Genomic DNA, 14,177 nt, shown 5'->3' on the forward strand with positions numbered 1-14,177 from the left:
CGATTACTGCTTTTTGCGCAGGCGGAACACGGCAAGACTGCCGCGCCAGTTAGGCAGGAAGTTGATCGGCTTGCCTTCGTCCAACGCTACGCGTTCGACGACTTCTAACCCGACTTCATTCGCCAACTCTTCAAAATCCTTGATCGTCGCGCAACGCAAGTTAGGTGTGTCATACCATTCGTAAGGTAAACTTTTCGAGACCGGCATGCGACCGCGCAACAGAGCAATCCGATGTGGCCAGTATGCGAAGTTCGGGAAGGACACAATCGCATCGCGGCCGACGCGTGAGATATCGCGCAACACGCCTTCGACATCCTTCATCATCTGCAACGCAGACAGACACAACACCGTATCAAATGCGTTATCGGCAAAGATCGCCAAACCCGCTTCCAGATCGCGCTGAATCACGGAGACGCCGCGCGCGATACAGATAGGAATTTCCTTATCGTCGATCTCGATGCCGTAACCGCTGCATTGCTTGTCCGATTGCAGATAATCCAGCATCACGCCGTCGCCGCAACCGAGATCCAGCACCTTGGTGCCGTTGTTAACCCAATGCGCGATAAAGGCGAGGTCGGGACGCAATGCGCTCAATTGTTCAAAGTTCATGCGCTTGCTCCTGCTTTCAAACTACCACCATCGATTTCGCGATACGCACGTTCAAAATACGAACGCACCACATTCATGTAACGCTGATCGTCGAGCAGGAAGGCATCATGTCCGTGCGGTGCATCGATTTCTGCATAGGTCACGGTACGATTATTGTTGACCAGCGCCTGCACCATTTCATGGCTGCGCTCAGGCGAGAAACGCCAGTCAGTCGAGAATGACACCAGCAAAAACTTCGCTGTGGTATTCGACAAAGTCTTGGTCAAATCACCACCGAAATCTTTCGCCGGATCAAAGTAATCGAGTGCCTTGGTAATTAGCAAATACGTATTCGCATCGAAGTAAGTCGAGAACTTGTCGCCTTGATAGCGCAGATACGATTCGATTTCAAAATCGATGCCAAAACCAAATTGATAAGAACCGGAACGCAGATCGCGACCAAACTTGGCCGCCATATCGTCATCCGACAGATACGTGATGTGACCCAGCATGCGCGCCACGCGCAAACCATTCTTAGGCACTACGCCGTGCGCATAGAAATCGCCGCCGTGATAATCCGGGTCAGTCAAAATTGCCTGCCGCGCCACGTCATCGAAGGCGATATTTTGCGCAGTCAATTTAGGTGTAGAAGCAATCACCACACAATGGCGCAAACGATCCGGGAACAGGATGCTCCAAGCCAATGCTTGCATGCCGCCCAGCGAACCGCCCATGACTGCTGCGAATTGCTTGATACCCAACGCATCAGCCAGACGCGCATGCGACTGCACCCAATCCTCGACCGTCACCACAGGAAAATGCGCACCGTACTGTTTACCAGTCGCCGGATTGATGTGCATAGGACCGGTCGAGCCAAAGCAGGAACCGAGATTATTGACGCCTATGACGAAGAAACGATTGGTATCGAGCGGCTTACCAGGACCGACCATATTGTCCCACCAGCCGGTGGTGCCAGCATCTTCGCTATAGCTGCCAGCAACGTGATGCGAAGCGTTCAGCGCGTGGCAAACCAGTACTGCGTTCGAATGATCTGCATTCAGCGTGCCGTAGGTTTCATACACCAGCGTGTAGTCGGTAAGTTCCGCACCGCTCTGCAAAGGCAGCGGTGTCGAGAAAAACATGGATTGCGGTGAAACGATTCCGAGTGAGGTCATGTTATCTATTCAGGAGAAGGGCGCTTGCATGCGGCACTGGTTTCTCAGGTACTTCAAAAAAACAAAAGCCCGAAAGCGATACGCTAATCGGGCTAAATTCGAGACTCAGTTTCGAGCACGCTTTAGCCGTATTTATTATGCGCCCGCAAGCTGATGTCAAATCGGCGCAATGCCATAAGAATAAACAAGTCGCCCCGCGCCGTCAAACCGGCTGCTTGTACTTTGATAACGAATTACCAACACCGCAAGAGCAATTCATAGCTAAATGGCAAGCACGTGAGGCACGGCCTTCACTATATAAGCGGAAATGCGCCTGCCACCAGGCCATCAACAAGCTCGCAACCTGAGCACACAAAGGAGCCAAACGCCATCAGCGCGTGGTCTTAGAGTTCTTGGTATGCAACTGCGGAATCACAGCGGCCATCAATTGCAGACGTCCGGTAATGACACCTTTTAATACCGTCATGGAATTGGCGATGGCCTGCAGCTTGGGCGTCGGACCTTGAACCAAAATGACTTCCATCATCTTGTTCTCGGTTAAATGTACGTGCAGTGAACTGATGACTTCATCAATATGCTTGTACTGCAGATTCGATAATTTTTCCTGCAACTCGGGTACCGAACGATCATAAAAAAGCGTAATGGTGCCGACCATCACTTCGTTACCCAACTGACGTTTATGTTCGATCAAATGCTGATTAACCATATCCGTGATGGCTTGCGAACGACTGCCGTAACCGCGCTCTTCGACCATTTGATCAAGTTCGCTAAGCACTTCAGGCAGGATGGAGATGCTGATGCGCGCCACCGATGAGGTGTCTTTCTCTGGATTCGTTTTCATTTTTTCCTGATGCGTACAGTTAATCTTTCTGCAGCTTGCCTCACGACTATTTTCTTGTCGGCATTCTTTCCAGCACATTCCAACAAGCGCACCAAAACAAAACAAGCCCGCTCAAAAAAGAGCGCGACTTCACCGCATTGGTGTTCCTCATACATAGCCCAAGACTGCATCCCGGGCTGACCGCACACAAAAGCATTGGCACGGTTAATGCTCAGTTTAGCAGTATTACCAAATTGTATTTTAGTAATACTTCAATTTTAGTGTGCCTGTCCCACTACTAGCAAAAGCCGTGCAGAGCGCACGTGACTAGCGATGTATGCAGCAATTTATCGATAAGGTTTCTAACTATGTTGTGGTCAACGCTGACGTGGGATGAAATCCCGAAAATACTGGAAGCCGCACAATATGCCGCCATTCTGCCGATCGGTGCGACCGAGCAGCACGGCCCGCACATGGGATGCGGTATGGATTTTGTCATCGCAGAAGAGCTGTGCAAAATCGTCTCCGAACAAATCTCTGTTCCCATGCTGCCTTTGCTGCCTTACGGTTGTTCCATAGGCCACAGCAAACGATGGCCAGGCACAATCGCCTTGCAACCCATCACCCTGATCGAGCTGGTCAAGCAAGTCGGCGACTGGGCTTATTACAGCGGCGTGCGACGCTTGTTCATCGTCAACGGTCACGTCGGCAATGGCGCACCTTTGCGCTGCGCACTGGAAATGTTGCGCGCCGAGCATGACGACTTGATGGTCGCCTTGATCAACACACCCACCATCAGCAAACGCGTCAAGGAATTCCACTTTGCCGATGCTGAAGACTGGCATGCCAATGATGCAGAAACATCGTTGATGCTGGCCATCGCACCCGATATGGTGCGCCCCGAAAAAATCGCGCAAGCCGACGATCCCGACCGCACTACAGGGCACGTCTTCGCGCATCCGGTCAATCGCACCAGCGGTAACGGCGTCACCGGCACACCCAGCCTTGCCACTGTCGAGAAAGGCATTCAAGGCTTTTTATGGATGGTGCATGACCTGGCCGAACTGATACGCCGCGGCATGCAGGAAACACCGCCGCTGGCGCATTCCTATCTGGATAAAGCGACGTAAATCATGCGCGCCGCTAGTTCATCTTTCATCTGTCATCGCAGTATTTAACGGAGCTTATTTCATGCATTCCCCAGAAGAAATTCAAACCATCCAACAGAACCTCAAAGACAAAGGCGTCAAGTATTGCATCGGTGCCTACGTCGATATTCACGGCATTCAAAAAGCGAAGGTAGTACCTATCGATCACCTGCCACAAATGGCCGCCGGCTCGGAGCGCTACACCGGTTACGCCGTCGATGGCCTGGGACAGGCGCCGAACGACGACGAGTTAACCTCGGTACCGGACTTGAATCACATCGTGCAATTACCGTGGGAACCGAAGATTGCGTGGATGCCGGCCGACAATCATTTCCAGGGCAAGCCTTATCCATTGAGCACGCGCGTCGCACTCAAGAACGTATTGGCGCAAGCAGCTGAAATGGGCTACGGCATGAATCTGGGTATCGAATGCGAAATCTATCTGCTCAAACAAAATGCAGATGGCACGCTCTCCGTGCCCAATCCCGACGACAAACTCAACAAGGCTTGCTACGACGTGCGCGGCTTTGTCGACAGCTTCAGTTGGTTGGATAAAGTCGGTTCCTGCATCAATGATCTGGGCTGGGATTTGTATTCCTTCGACCATGAAGATGCCAACGGTCAGTTCGAGTTTGATTTCAATTTTGCCGATGCACTGACTTCATGTGATCGCCTGACCTTCTTCCGCATGATGGCCAAGCATTACGCGAAAGAAGAAGGTTTACTCGCCACCATGATGCCGAAGCCTTTCGCCGACAAGACCGGCACCGGCGCGCATTTCAATATGTCGCTCTACGATTTGAAAACCGGCAAGAACCTGTTCGCCTGCGATCCGAAAGACGATCCGCGCGGCATCGGCCTCACACCTCTGGGTTACAAATTTGTCGCCGGCATCCTCAAACATGGCCGCGCGCTGTGCGCCGTGCTCGCACCTACCGTCAATAGTTACAAGCGTTTGGTACGACGTGGTGCGATGAGTTACTTCTCCTGGGCACCAGTCTTCAACTCCTACGGCTCCAATAACCGCACCAACTCGGTACGCATCCCAGCCGGCGGCGGACGTTGTGAATCACGCAATGCCGATGGTGCCGTCAATCCCTATCTGGCTGCTGCCATTGCGCTCGCCGCAGGATTGGAAGGCATACGCGAAAACCTCGATCCGGGTGCACCTAACGAAGACAACCTGTACGCGATCTCCGATGAGGAGCGCAGCGCGCGCGGCATTGAATTCCTGCCGCAAACCTTGCAGGAAGCCATCGCCGCCTTCGCAGCCGATCCCTTGATCGAACGCACGCTCGGCAAGGAATTAAGAAGTGAATTCATTAAATACAAGACGGAAGAGTGGGAGACGTATCACCTGTCGGTGAGTCAGTGGGAAGTTGAGCGTTACAGCTACATGTTCTAAAGAGGCTTGCACGATTTATGCAAGGCAAGCCATGTGTGCGGTACTTGATATTCATCCATACGTGTTACAGCAACCATTTTTAGGAGTTGGATCATGATTTCAGCAATTTCAGGACTATGCAAACCCAAGGTTTGGAGCAAGGCCATACTCGCCGCATCGTTGGCCTTCAGTCTCAACCTCAGTTATGCCGCCACACCATTGAAGATTGGTTACAGCGATTGGCCGGGCTGGGTCGCATGGCAGGTCGCCATCGAAAAAAACTGGTTCAAACAGGCTGGTGTCGATGTCTCGTTTGAATGGTTTGATTACTCAGCATCGATGGATGCCTTCTCCGCCGGCAAGATTGATGCGGTCACCATGACCAACGGTGATGCACTGGTCAGCGGCGCAGCTGGTGCGAAAAGCGTGATGATCATGTTGACCGATTATTCCAATGGCAACGACATGATCATAGGCAAACCCGGCATCAAATCCCTGAAAGATTTGAAAGGCAAAAAAGTCGCGGTAGAAGCAGGTCTGGTCGAGCATCTGCTATTGCTCAACGGTTTGAAGAAGGCTGGCCTGAAAGAATCCGACGTCAAAATCATCAATGCCAAAACCAATGAAATGCCGCAAGTGCTGTCTTCCGGTGATGTGGCTGCCGTTGGTGCCTGGCAACCGATTGCCGGCCAAGCCATGAAAGGTTCGCCTGGTGCGCGACCTATCTATACCTCCGCTGATGAACCAGGTCTGATTTACGACGTGCTGGCAGTCAATCCGAGCAGCCTCGCCAATCGCAAGGCTGATTGGCAAAAAGTCGTGAAGGTGTGGGACAAAGTCGTCAGCTACATCGAAGATCCAAAAACGCAAGCCGATGCCGTGAAGATCATGGCGGCACGCGTAGGCATTTCACCGGAAGCATATTTGCCGCTGCTCAAAGGGACTAAATTATTGTCGCTCAGCGAAGGCAAGAAAATTTTCGTGAAAGCTGATGGCTTCACATCCTTGTACGGCTCGTCGAAAATTGCAGACGACTTCAATGTGAAGAACGATGTCTACAAGAAAGCGCAAGACATCAACAGCTATATCGATGGCCGCCTGATCGATGCGAAGTAATGCCCCTTTAATATTCTGGCAAATGTAAATCTATGGGCAAGTCTGGATTATTCAGAGTACGCGCGGTGCTATCGCCGCGCGAGAAATTTCTGCTCGGTATCGGATCGTTTCTGCTGCCGCTCTTTCTATGGGCAGCAGTGAGTTACTTGCCATTTGTCTGGCATCCACAAGTACTCATATCCAATCCCGGCGATGTCGATTACTTCCAGATTGGCATGCGGGTTGATAAAGCGATCTATGCGCAAGAACTGGCAGAAATGGCGGCGGAAGGAAAAGTCCAGCCGCAAGGCGAAGCTGCCAATCCAGTTTATCTGCCGGCACCGGACGCTGTCGCCAAGGCTTTCTACACCGCCTTTACCACAGCGCCGGAACAGCAGGATGCACCCTGGCTGTATCAAAGCCTGTGGCACAGCATCAAGATCATCTTCTTCAGCTTTTTTCTCTCATCCATCATAGGCGTGCCACTCGGCATCGTATGCGGCACTTACAGTCCCATCTCGCGCCTGGTTGAACCCTTTGTCGAATTCTTCCGCTACCTACCGGCACCAGCTTTCGGTGCCTTGGCGGTGGCCATCCTCGGCATTTACGATGGGCCGAAAATTGCCATCATCGTCATCGGCACACTGTTCCAGCAAATCCTCATCGTCGCCAACACCACACGCAAGCTCAACTTCGGTTTGCTGGAAGCGGCGATGACTTTGGGTACCAAAGGATTCCGTCTGATTTCCAAAGTCGTGATTCCGGGCGTTCTGCCAGATTTGTATAGAGATCAACGCGTGCTGCTTGGCTGGGCCTGGACTTATCTGATCGTGGCCGAACTGGTCGGTACCAGTTCCGGCATTACTTTTTTCATTACGCAACAAGCGCGTTATCAACATTTTGAAAACGTCTACGCCGCCATCGCCATGATAGGCATCATAGGACTCGGCATCGACTTGCTGCTGGCGTATCTGGGACGCAGACTGTTCCCGTGGAATGTCGCGCAGGACAAGACTTAATATGGAGCCAGCGATGACGCAAGATAACAAGGATTACCTCAAGCAAGCTCCAGCCGTACGAGAGCGCTTCGACAATTTGAAAAAACGCGATGTCGTGCTGGAGGTCAAATCACTCGGCAAAACGTTCACCTCTACACAAGGCGAAGTCGTCGCGCTGAAAGACATCAACTTCAAAACCCATAGACGCGAATTCGTTTGCGTGATCGGTCCATCCGGCTGCGGCAAATCGACCTTGATCCGCATACTGGCCGGTCTGGAATCGCATAGTTCAGGCGAAGTGCTGCTGGATGGCAAACCCGTCACCGGCCCCGGACCGGATCGCGGCATGGTGTTTCAGGGATACACACTTTTTCCCTGGCTGACCGTGAAGAAGAATCTCATGTTCGGTCTGGAGATGAACAACGTCGGTCACAATGCTGCCGAAGCCGAAGCGCGTCAGTGGCTGGATCTGATCGGTCTCACCAAGTTCGCCAATGCCTATCCGCATCAACTCTCCGGTGGCATGAAGCAACGCGTGGCGATAGGGCGTGCACTGGCCAACAAGCCGCGCATCCTGCTGATGGATGAACCCTTCGGCGCACTCGATGCACAAACGCGCACCAAGATGCAGAATCATCTGCTGGATATCTGGCGCAATATAGACATCACCATACTCTTCATCACGCACGATCTGGATGAAGCCGTCTTGCTGGCAGATCGCATCCTGGTGTTAAAAGCGCATCCGGGAGAAGTACAGGAATTGATAGAAGTGCCGGTACCGCGCCCACGCGCATTGAGCCAAACCAGTTCGCCGGAATTCATCGCAACCAAGGCACGTCTGGAAGCGCTGATACATCCGCCGGAAGCCGAAGTACAAGCCAGTGATGAGACGGAGGAAACCGAACCGCATTTAATCCGCTTTACGCATGTCTCGGACAATATCGAATAGCAAGAGCGTATAGAATTTAGCAAAGCTGTTTTGAATCGCAGCCTGCATGCATCACCACTTTAAAAAATGAATTACATGAAGCCCTTACTCATCATCAAAACAGGTGACACCTATCCGGAACTGGCCGCAGAGTTCGGCGACTATGAGCACTGGATCAATGCAGGCTTCGGCGAATTGAATCTTCCGGTTCAAGTCATCGATCCGCGACACGGCGGCGTCCTTCCTTCCATCGACACGATTGCCGGCGTGGTGGTAACCGGTTCTGATTCGATGGTGACGGATCGCGCGGCGTGGAGCGAAGACGTCGCCGCCTGGCTGGCCCAACTGGTCAAACACAATACGCCGGTGCTGGGCATCTGCTTCGGCCACCAACTGCTGGCGCATGCACTCGGCGGTGAAGTCGGCTTTCATCCGCAAGGTCTGGAATTAGGCAGTGTGGACATACAAAAAACGCCATCGGCTGCATCAGATATTTTGTTCAAGGATTTGCCGATGAAATTTGCCGCACAGGAAGCGCACCGACAATGTGTGCAAAAACTGCCGCCAAATGCCGTACTGCTGGCGTCCAATGAATTTGAACTACATCAGGCATATCGCGTAGGCGCATACGCATGGGGCGTGCAATTCCATCCAGAATTCAACCGTGAAATAGCGCAACGCTATATACAACGTCTGGCGACATCTTTATCAAAAGATGCCGCACTGATGCCGCAAGCCGTAGAGAGTACTGAAGCCGCATCTTTGTTGAAGACCTTCGGAACTATCGTCAAAAATCAGCAAGACCTCTTGTACCGATGTGCCGCCCCCATGCACGTTGGCTAAAGCATGTAAATCCGACCGCATTATAGGAAAGCTCAGGCTGAATACTGATGCGCGTATCACTACGCAATCGGCCTGACATTGCTCTTCCCAGACCTTAGCTTGGCCAGCCAAATCCATCTGGCATACAACAAATGCAAGATGGCACCTTGTCATTTCTTCCGCACTTCGCCCGCGCGCGAATGTTAAACTTGCTCCCATCGCATCAAGACAAGTTCGATGGCAAGCCACCGCCATTCATCACACAGCTCTTCCGAAAGCTTACGCCGAGAAAATGGCTGCTCTCACAACACATGCACTACCAACCACGCAGCACACAGCGTCTATCTATGTGCTGCATTGCTGTCACGCCAGCACGCTCACGCCTTACGTCATCGATATCCAATGAATACCGTACCAGCAGACGACAAACCACATCCTCAGTCGCTCACCGATCTGTTTGTTTCCTTTACCTTGCTCGCCTTGCAAGGTTTCGGCGGCGTAATGGCCATCGTGCAACGCGAGTTGGTCGAGAAAAAAAAGTGGCTGACACAAGAAGAATTTGTTGAAGACTGGGCCGTCGCGCAAATCATGCCCGGGCCCAATGTGGTGAATTTATCGATCATCATCGGCGGTCGTTATTTCGGTTTGCCCGGCGCACTTGCAGCATTGAGCGGCATGTTGTTGTGCCCACTGCTGCTGATACTCACCATCGCGATTATTTACGCGCCGTATGCCCATGATCCGAGGATCGTGGATACCTTGCGCGCGATGGGGGCTGTCGCTGCCGGACTGATACTGGCAACCGGCGTCAAACTGGCGCGTGGCTTGAAAAACAATCCTCTCGGACCACGCCTGTGCATCGCGCTCGGCTTTCTATGTTTTAGCGCCGTCGCATTACTGCGATTGCCACTGATTTACCCACTGTTCGGACTCGGCCTTATCAGCTGTGTGCTGGCTTATCGAAAGCTCGCACCATGAACGACAGCTTACGTCTCACCATGCAATCCGCCGACTGGTTGCATCTGCTCCTGCACTACATGTCGCTGTCGCTATTGTCATTAGGCGGTGCGATTGCAGCAGCACCGGAAATGCATCGTTATCTGGTAGTAGAACAACACTGGTTAACCGACCCTCAATTCAGCACGTCGATCACGCTTGCACAAGCAGCACCCGGACCGAATGTCTTGTTCGTTGCGCTGATGGGATGGAATATAGGTTTAAATGCGGGCGACATGGCGACGGGATTGTTCGGCATGACCGTGACGATGATAGGAATACTGCTGCCCAGTACAACGTTTACGTATCTGGCAACACGCTGGGTCCATCGCAATCGCGAGTTGCGTGCTGTACGCGCCTTCAAATTGGGGATGGGACCTATCGTGGTGGGTTTGGTGTTTGCCACCGGCTGGATACTTGCCAGCGCACACAGCACACCATCAGAAGATTGGCCGCTCTGGCTGATTACCTGTGCCGCGATGTTTATGATTCTGCAAACCCGCATACACATTTTGTGGCTGCTAGCAGCAGGTGCTTTATTGGGATGGTTGGGTCTGGTGTAAAAAATGGCGCGCTCATCAGCGCGCCTGGCACCTAATTACAGGGTACGCAGTTTTTCTACCGCTTCGGCAATCGCCTTCGGCTCAAACGTGCGTGCGATTTTTCGTGTTGCCGGTACCAACACTTCCAAATCGCTATTCAAAATTTCATTCTTCACAGCCAGCAATTGCGATGGATGCATGGAGAATTCACGCAAGCCCATGCCTAACAGCAAGCGCGTCATACTGATATCGCCCGCCATCTCGCCGCAGACAGAAAGCGGCACGCCGGCTTTGGCCGCAATCGCAATCGTAGTCGATAACAAGTACAGCACGGCAGGGTGCAGCGGGTTGTACAAGTGTGCGACTTCGTGATCGACGCGATCAATGGCCAGCGTGTATTGAATCAAATCGTTCGTGCCTATCGATAGAAAATCCATGCGCTTGATGAAGAGCGGCAGCGTCAAGGCAGCTGCAGGAATTTCTATCATTGCGCCTACCGGCATCTCTGGATCGAACTTGATTTTCTCTGCGCGTAATTGCGTCTTTGCCTGCTCTATCATCAACAAGGTTTGATCAATCTCGAACGCATGTGCCAACATAGGCACCAGCATTTTGACCGGACCAAATGCGGATGCACGCAAGATCGCGCGCAACTGCGTCAGGAACATTTGCGGCTCGGACAGGCAAAAACGAATCGCACGCAAACCCAGCGCTGGATTAAGTGCAGTTTGTTCGGCAAAATCCAATGGTTTGTCAGCACCGATGTCGAGTGTACGTATCGTGACCGGACGTCCCTTCATCGCAATCACGGCACGCTTGTAGGATGCAAATTGTTCATCTTCCGATGGCAATTGATTCGCGTGTCCGGTGCGCCCCATGAACAAGAATTCGGAACGGAACAAGCCAACGCCATGCGCGCCCGCATCCATTGCATGAGCGCAATCGTCCGGGAATTCGATATTCGCCAGCAAGGTAATCGGCGTGCCGTCTAGTGTCAGCGATGGTGTTTTCTTCAGCTTGCCGAGTTTCTTGCGATCACGTATCTGGCGCGCCTGCTTCTCGCGATATTGATCGAGCACGACCGATGTCGGATCAACCACCACCACGCCGGCATCGCCGTCGATGATGATCCAGTCGCCTTGCACTATCAGTGCAGAAGCATTGGAGACGCCGACCGTCGCCGGAATATCCAAGCTACGCGCAACGATGGCGGTATGCGAGTTCTGCCCACCGACGTCGGTAATAAATCCATTGAAGGCGCGGTTACGGAACTGCAGCATGTCTGCCGGCGAAATATCGTGTGCCACGACGATCATGCTGGCGCTGCCTTCGCTGCCATCGGCCTTCGGCAACAGATTGGCACTACCGGTTAATACTTTCAGCACACGTTCACCGACTTGCTGGATGTCGGCTCTGCGCTCGCGCAAATAGGTATCTTCGATTTCTTCGAACTGTGCAGACAATTCTTCAATCTGCGTGACCAATGCCCACTCAGCGTTGTAATAACGCGAGCGTATGATGTCCAGAGGCATTTCGGAAATCATCGGATCGGAGAGAATCAAAGCATGAACGTCGATGAATGCGCCCAGCTCTGCTGGTGCATCTTTCGGCAACTCGTTCCAGATGTTTTGTAATTCGGCATGCACGGTGGCAATCGCCGATTGCAGTCGCGCGACTTCAGCCTCGACTTGATCGTCGGCCACCAGATAATGCTGCACATCGAGCGCGGCTGGCGCAAGAATATGCGCGCGGCCGATTGCGATGCCGCGCGATACTGGAATGCCGTGTAGCGTAAAAGAAGTCATCGGGATCGGTCCGAATCAATAGGGCCTGAAGACAATACGAAAATGAAGCCTGCAGATGCAAGCAAGGCGCTTGCCACGTCTACTGGCTTACTCGCCTTCACCGAATTTATTTTGAATCAGCAGTTCGAGCGCATCGAAGCACTCTTTCTCATCCGGTCCGTCGGTCTCCAGCGTGACCTTGGCGCCCTTGCCGGCTGCCAGCATCATGACTCCCATGATGGACTTGGCGTTGACGCGACGCTTGTTGCGCGTCATCCAGACTTCGCTTTTGTACTTGGCAGCTAATTGTGTCAGTTTGGCCGATGCGCGTGCATGCAGACCGAGTTTGTTGATAATTTCAATTTCTTGTTCAATCATTTTTCTTATAGATTTGAATTCAAATTAATTAGGCGAAAGCCGCACACGGTTGTCTACCCTCACCGCGCCGCCCTGACCACCCGCCAGTGCCATTTCCACTACTACATCCAACGTATCTTGCCGATACGTAATTGCGCGCAACAACATCGGCAAACTGATACCGGCAATGACCGCCACATTCGGTACATTGCACAAGCCCAATGTACAGTTCGATGGTGTCCCGCCCATGACATCGGTAATCACCAGCACGCCGGCGCCGTCGTCGAGACCGACGATGGCCTTCTTGGCGAGTTGCTCGACTTCACGCGTGTCCTGATCTGCGTTGACGTCGACCGCATCCAGCCGTTCCGGACGTGTGCGGAACACATGGGTAGCCGCCGAGATAAAGGCTTGCCCCAAAGGTGCGTGCGTCAATAACAGGATACCGACCATCTATTTAATTAATCCAAACGTTTTTTCACGACAGAATTGCCGACAAAATCCGGCAAGTTCTATCAACTACTTACGAATTCCATGTTTCAGCGTGCTTTTCCAGCGCATCGACGAACATTGCCGCCACATCGAAGCCGGTTTGCTGTTTGATTTCCTGGAAGCAAGTTGGGCTGGTTACATTTAATTCAGTCATGTAATTACCAATTGCGTCCAATCCTACCAGTAACAAGCCTCTTTTTAATAAAAGTGGCGCCAAAGCCTCACCGATTTCGCGGTCGCGTGCCGATATTTCACGTGCGACGCCGATTCCGCCTACCGCCAGATTACCGCGGATTTCAGTGCCCTGCGGAATGCGCGCCAGGCAGTAAGGCACTACTTGTCCACCTATCAACAAAATGCGTTTATCGCCTTCGGTAATCTCTGGAATATAACGCTGCACCATAATGGTTCGATGACCGTTATCCGACAGCGTTTCTATGATGGAGCCCAAATTCAGTGCATCGTCCTTGACGCGGAAGATACCAGCACCGCCCATACCGTCCAGTGGTTTGAGAATGATATCGCGATGTTCTTGATGGAAGGCGCGCACTCGGGCGGCATCGCTGGTGACCAGCGTAGGTGCGATGTATTGCGGAAATTGTGCAATCGCGAGCTTTTCATTAAAGCTGCGTACCGCTTCCGGCTTGTTGAAGATGCGCGCGCCCTGTTGCTGCGCCAACTCCAGCAAGTAGGTCGCGTAGATGTATTCCATATTGAAGGGCGGATCGGTACGTTCCAGCACCGCATCGAAGGCCGTCAATTCTTGCACGACCGGCGCATCCTGACGATACCAGTCATCCTGCTCGCCGCCAGTCAGCGTTACGCGTGACACATTCGCGATGACCTTGCCGCCTTCGAAGGCCATATCCTTGTGTTGAAATACATGGATGGTATGACCGCGGCGTGCCGCTTCGGTCATCATCGCGTAGGTCGTGTCCTTGTAAATCTTGAAACCATCCAGCGGATCGGCAACAAAAGCTAATTTCATTCAATACATCCTGAGAAGCGCGCTGCCCGACTGAGTCTGGGCAAGCATGTTATTGGTGGG

General features: G+C 52.5%; 15 protein-coding genes. 8 read left to right on the forward strand and 7 right to left on the reverse strand.

Annotated elements, in window-relative coordinates; translation table 11 throughout:
* Positions 1-3 precede the first annotated feature (3 nt).
* The 3 genes from metW to nikR all read right to left on the reverse strand — a co-directional run bounded on the left by metW (position 4) and on the right by nikR (position 2,604).
* Complete coding sequence (gene metW / locus BQ6873_RS10430) at positions 4-609, reverse strand: methionine biosynthesis protein MetW (RefSeq protein ID WP_076592585.1); 606 nt, start codon at positions 607-609, stop codon at positions 4-6.
* Entirely contained in the window at positions 606-1,763 is a 1,158-nt protein-coding gene (metX, locus tag BQ6873_RS10435; RefSeq protein WP_076592586.1) for a homoserine O-succinyltransferase MetX, read from the reverse strand. Before metX ends, metW begins: the two co-directional genes overlap by 4 nt.
* Before the next feature lie 370 nt (positions 1,764-2,133).
* A complete protein-coding gene (gene nikR / locus BQ6873_RS10445; RefSeq protein ID WP_076592588.1) occupies positions 2,134-2,604 on the reverse strand; it encodes a nickel-responsive transcriptional regulator NikR in 471 nt (156 codons plus the stop codon).
* Between the two features lie 347 nt (positions 2,605-2,951).
* Between nikR and BQ6873_RS10450 the strand changes: the two genes are divergently transcribed.
* The 8 genes from BQ6873_RS10450 (at position 2,952) to BQ6873_RS10485 (ending at position 10,517) form a co-directional block, all read left to right on the forward strand.
* Positions 2,952-3,713: a creatininase family protein gene (locus BQ6873_RS10450; protein WP_076592589.1), complete on the forward strand. Its 762-nt coding sequence runs from the start codon at positions 2,952-2,954 to the stop codon at positions 3,711-3,713.
* 61 nt (positions 3,714-3,774) lie between these two features.
* Positions 3,775-5,136, forward strand: coding sequence for a type III glutamate--ammonia ligase (gene glnT / locus BQ6873_RS10455; RefSeq protein WP_076592590.1), 1,362 nt, complete (start codon positions 3,775-3,777; stop codon positions 5,134-5,136).
* A 93-nt stretch (positions 5,137-5,229) separates the two neighbouring features.
* The gene (locus BQ6873_RS10460; RefSeq protein WP_076592591.1) at positions 5,230-6,231 is read left to right on the forward strand and encodes an ABC transporter substrate-binding protein; all 1,002 of its coding nucleotides are present in this window, start codon (positions 5,230-5,232) and stop codon (positions 6,229-6,231) included.
* Between the two features lie 32 nt (positions 6,232-6,263).
* Entirely contained in the window at positions 6,264-7,229 is a 966-nt protein-coding gene (locus BQ6873_RS10465) for an ABC transporter permease (RefSeq protein WP_076592592.1), read from the forward strand.
* A 13-nt stretch (positions 7,230-7,242) separates the two neighbouring features.
* Positions 7,243-8,157: an ABC transporter ATP-binding protein gene (locus BQ6873_RS10470; protein ID WP_076594062.1), complete on the forward strand. Its 915-nt coding sequence runs from the start codon at positions 7,243-7,245 to the stop codon at positions 8,155-8,157.
* Positions 8,158-8,232: 75 nt separating this feature from the next.
* Entirely contained in the window at positions 8,233-8,979 is a 747-nt protein-coding gene (locus tag BQ6873_RS10475; RefSeq protein WP_076594063.1) for a glutamine amidotransferase, read from the forward strand.
* A gap of 381 nt (positions 8,980-9,360) precedes the next feature.
* Positions 9,361-9,936, forward strand: coding sequence for a chromate transporter (locus BQ6873_RS10480; RefSeq protein WP_076592593.1), 576 nt, complete (start codon positions 9,361-9,363; stop codon positions 9,934-9,936).
* Positions 9,933-10,517, forward strand: coding sequence for a chromate transporter (locus BQ6873_RS10485; protein WP_076592594.1), 585 nt, complete (start codon positions 9,933-9,935; stop codon positions 10,515-10,517). Before BQ6873_RS10480 ends, BQ6873_RS10485 begins: the two co-directional genes overlap by 4 nt.
* Positions 10,518-10,552: 35 nt before the next feature.
* Here BQ6873_RS10485 and ptsP read toward each other — a convergent pair whose 3' ends face one another.
* The 4 genes from ptsP to gshB all read right to left on the reverse strand — a co-directional run bounded on the left by ptsP (position 10,553) and on the right by gshB (position 14,117).
* Positions 10,553-12,301: a phosphoenolpyruvate--protein phosphotransferase gene (gene ptsP, locus BQ6873_RS10490; protein WP_076592595.1), complete on the reverse strand. Its 1,749-nt coding sequence runs from the start codon at positions 12,299-12,301 to the stop codon at positions 10,553-10,555.
* A gap of 87 nt (positions 12,302-12,388) precedes the next feature.
* Positions 12,389-12,658: an HPr family phosphocarrier protein gene (locus tag BQ6873_RS10495; RefSeq protein ID WP_011979400.1), complete on the reverse strand. Its 270-nt coding sequence runs from the start codon at positions 12,656-12,658 to the stop codon at positions 12,389-12,391.
* A gap of 24 nt (positions 12,659-12,682) precedes the next feature.
* Positions 12,683-13,090, reverse strand: a complete 408-nt coding sequence (locus BQ6873_RS10500) for a PTS sugar transporter subunit IIA (protein WP_076592596.1) — start codon at positions 13,088-13,090, stop codon at positions 12,683-12,685.
* 70 nt (positions 13,091-13,160) lie between these two features.
* Complete coding sequence (gene gshB, locus BQ6873_RS10505; RefSeq protein WP_076592597.1) at positions 13,161-14,117, reverse strand: glutathione synthase; 957 nt, start codon at positions 14,115-14,117, stop codon at positions 13,161-13,163.
* Positions 14,118-14,177: the final 60 nt, after the last annotated feature.

The organism is Herminiimonas arsenitoxidans (assembly GCF_900130075.1).
Classification (GTDB): domain Bacteria; phylum Pseudomonadota; class Gammaproteobacteria; order Burkholderiales; family Burkholderiaceae_D; genus Oxalicibacterium; species Oxalicibacterium arsenitoxidans.

Excerpts from the sequence above, each read along its gene's own strand:
- metW (WP_076592585.1), bottom strand. The coding sequence starts at position 609 with ATGAACTTTGAACAATTGAGCGCATTGCGTCCCGACCTCGCCTTTATC.
- BQ6873_RS10450 (WP_076592589.1), top strand. The coding sequence starts at position 2,952 with ATGTTGTGGTCAACGCTGACGTGGGATGAAATCCCGAAAATACTGGAA.
- gshB (WP_076592597.1), bottom strand. The coding sequence starts at position 14,117 with ATGAAATTAGCTTTTGTTGCCGATCCGCTGGATGGTTTCAAGATTTAC.
- BQ6873_RS10495 (WP_011979400.1), bottom strand. The coding sequence starts at position 12,658 with ATGATTGAACAAGAAATTGAAATTATCAACAAACTCGGTCTGCATGCA.
- BQ6873_RS10475 (WP_076594063.1), top strand. The coding sequence starts at position 8,233 with ATGAAGCCCTTACTCATCATCAAAACAGGTGACACCTATCCGGAACTG.
- ptsP (WP_076592595.1), bottom strand. The coding sequence starts at position 12,301 with ATGACTTCTTTTACGCTACACGGCATTCCAGTATCGCGCGGCATCGCA.
- metX (WP_076592586.1), bottom strand. The coding sequence starts at position 1,763 with ATGACCTCACTCGGAATCGTTTCACCGCAATCCATGTTTTTCTCGACA.
- nikR (WP_076592588.1), bottom strand. The coding sequence starts at position 2,604 with ATGAAAACGAATCCAGAGAAAGACACCTCATCGGTGGCGCGCATCAGC.
- BQ6873_RS10465 (WP_076592592.1), top strand. The coding sequence starts at position 6,264 with ATGGGCAAGTCTGGATTATTCAGAGTACGCGCGGTGCTATCGCCGCGC.
- BQ6873_RS10460 (WP_076592591.1), top strand. The coding sequence starts at position 5,230 with ATGATTTCAGCAATTTCAGGACTATGCAAACCCAAGGTTTGGAGCAAG.
- glnT (WP_076592590.1), top strand. The coding sequence starts at position 3,775 with ATGCATTCCCCAGAAGAAATTCAAACCATCCAACAGAACCTCAAAGAC.
- BQ6873_RS10470 (WP_076594062.1), top strand. The coding sequence starts at position 7,243 with ATGACGCAAGATAACAAGGATTACCTCAAGCAAGCTCCAGCCGTACGA.
- BQ6873_RS10485 (WP_076592594.1), top strand. The coding sequence starts at position 9,933 with ATGAACGACAGCTTACGTCTCACCATGCAATCCGCCGACTGGTTGCAT.
- BQ6873_RS10480 (WP_076592593.1), top strand. The coding sequence starts at position 9,361 with ATGAATACCGTACCAGCAGACGACAAACCACATCCTCAGTCGCTCACC.
- BQ6873_RS10500 (WP_076592596.1), bottom strand. The coding sequence starts at position 13,090 with ATGGTCGGTATCCTGTTATTGACGCACGCACCTTTGGGGCAAGCCTTT.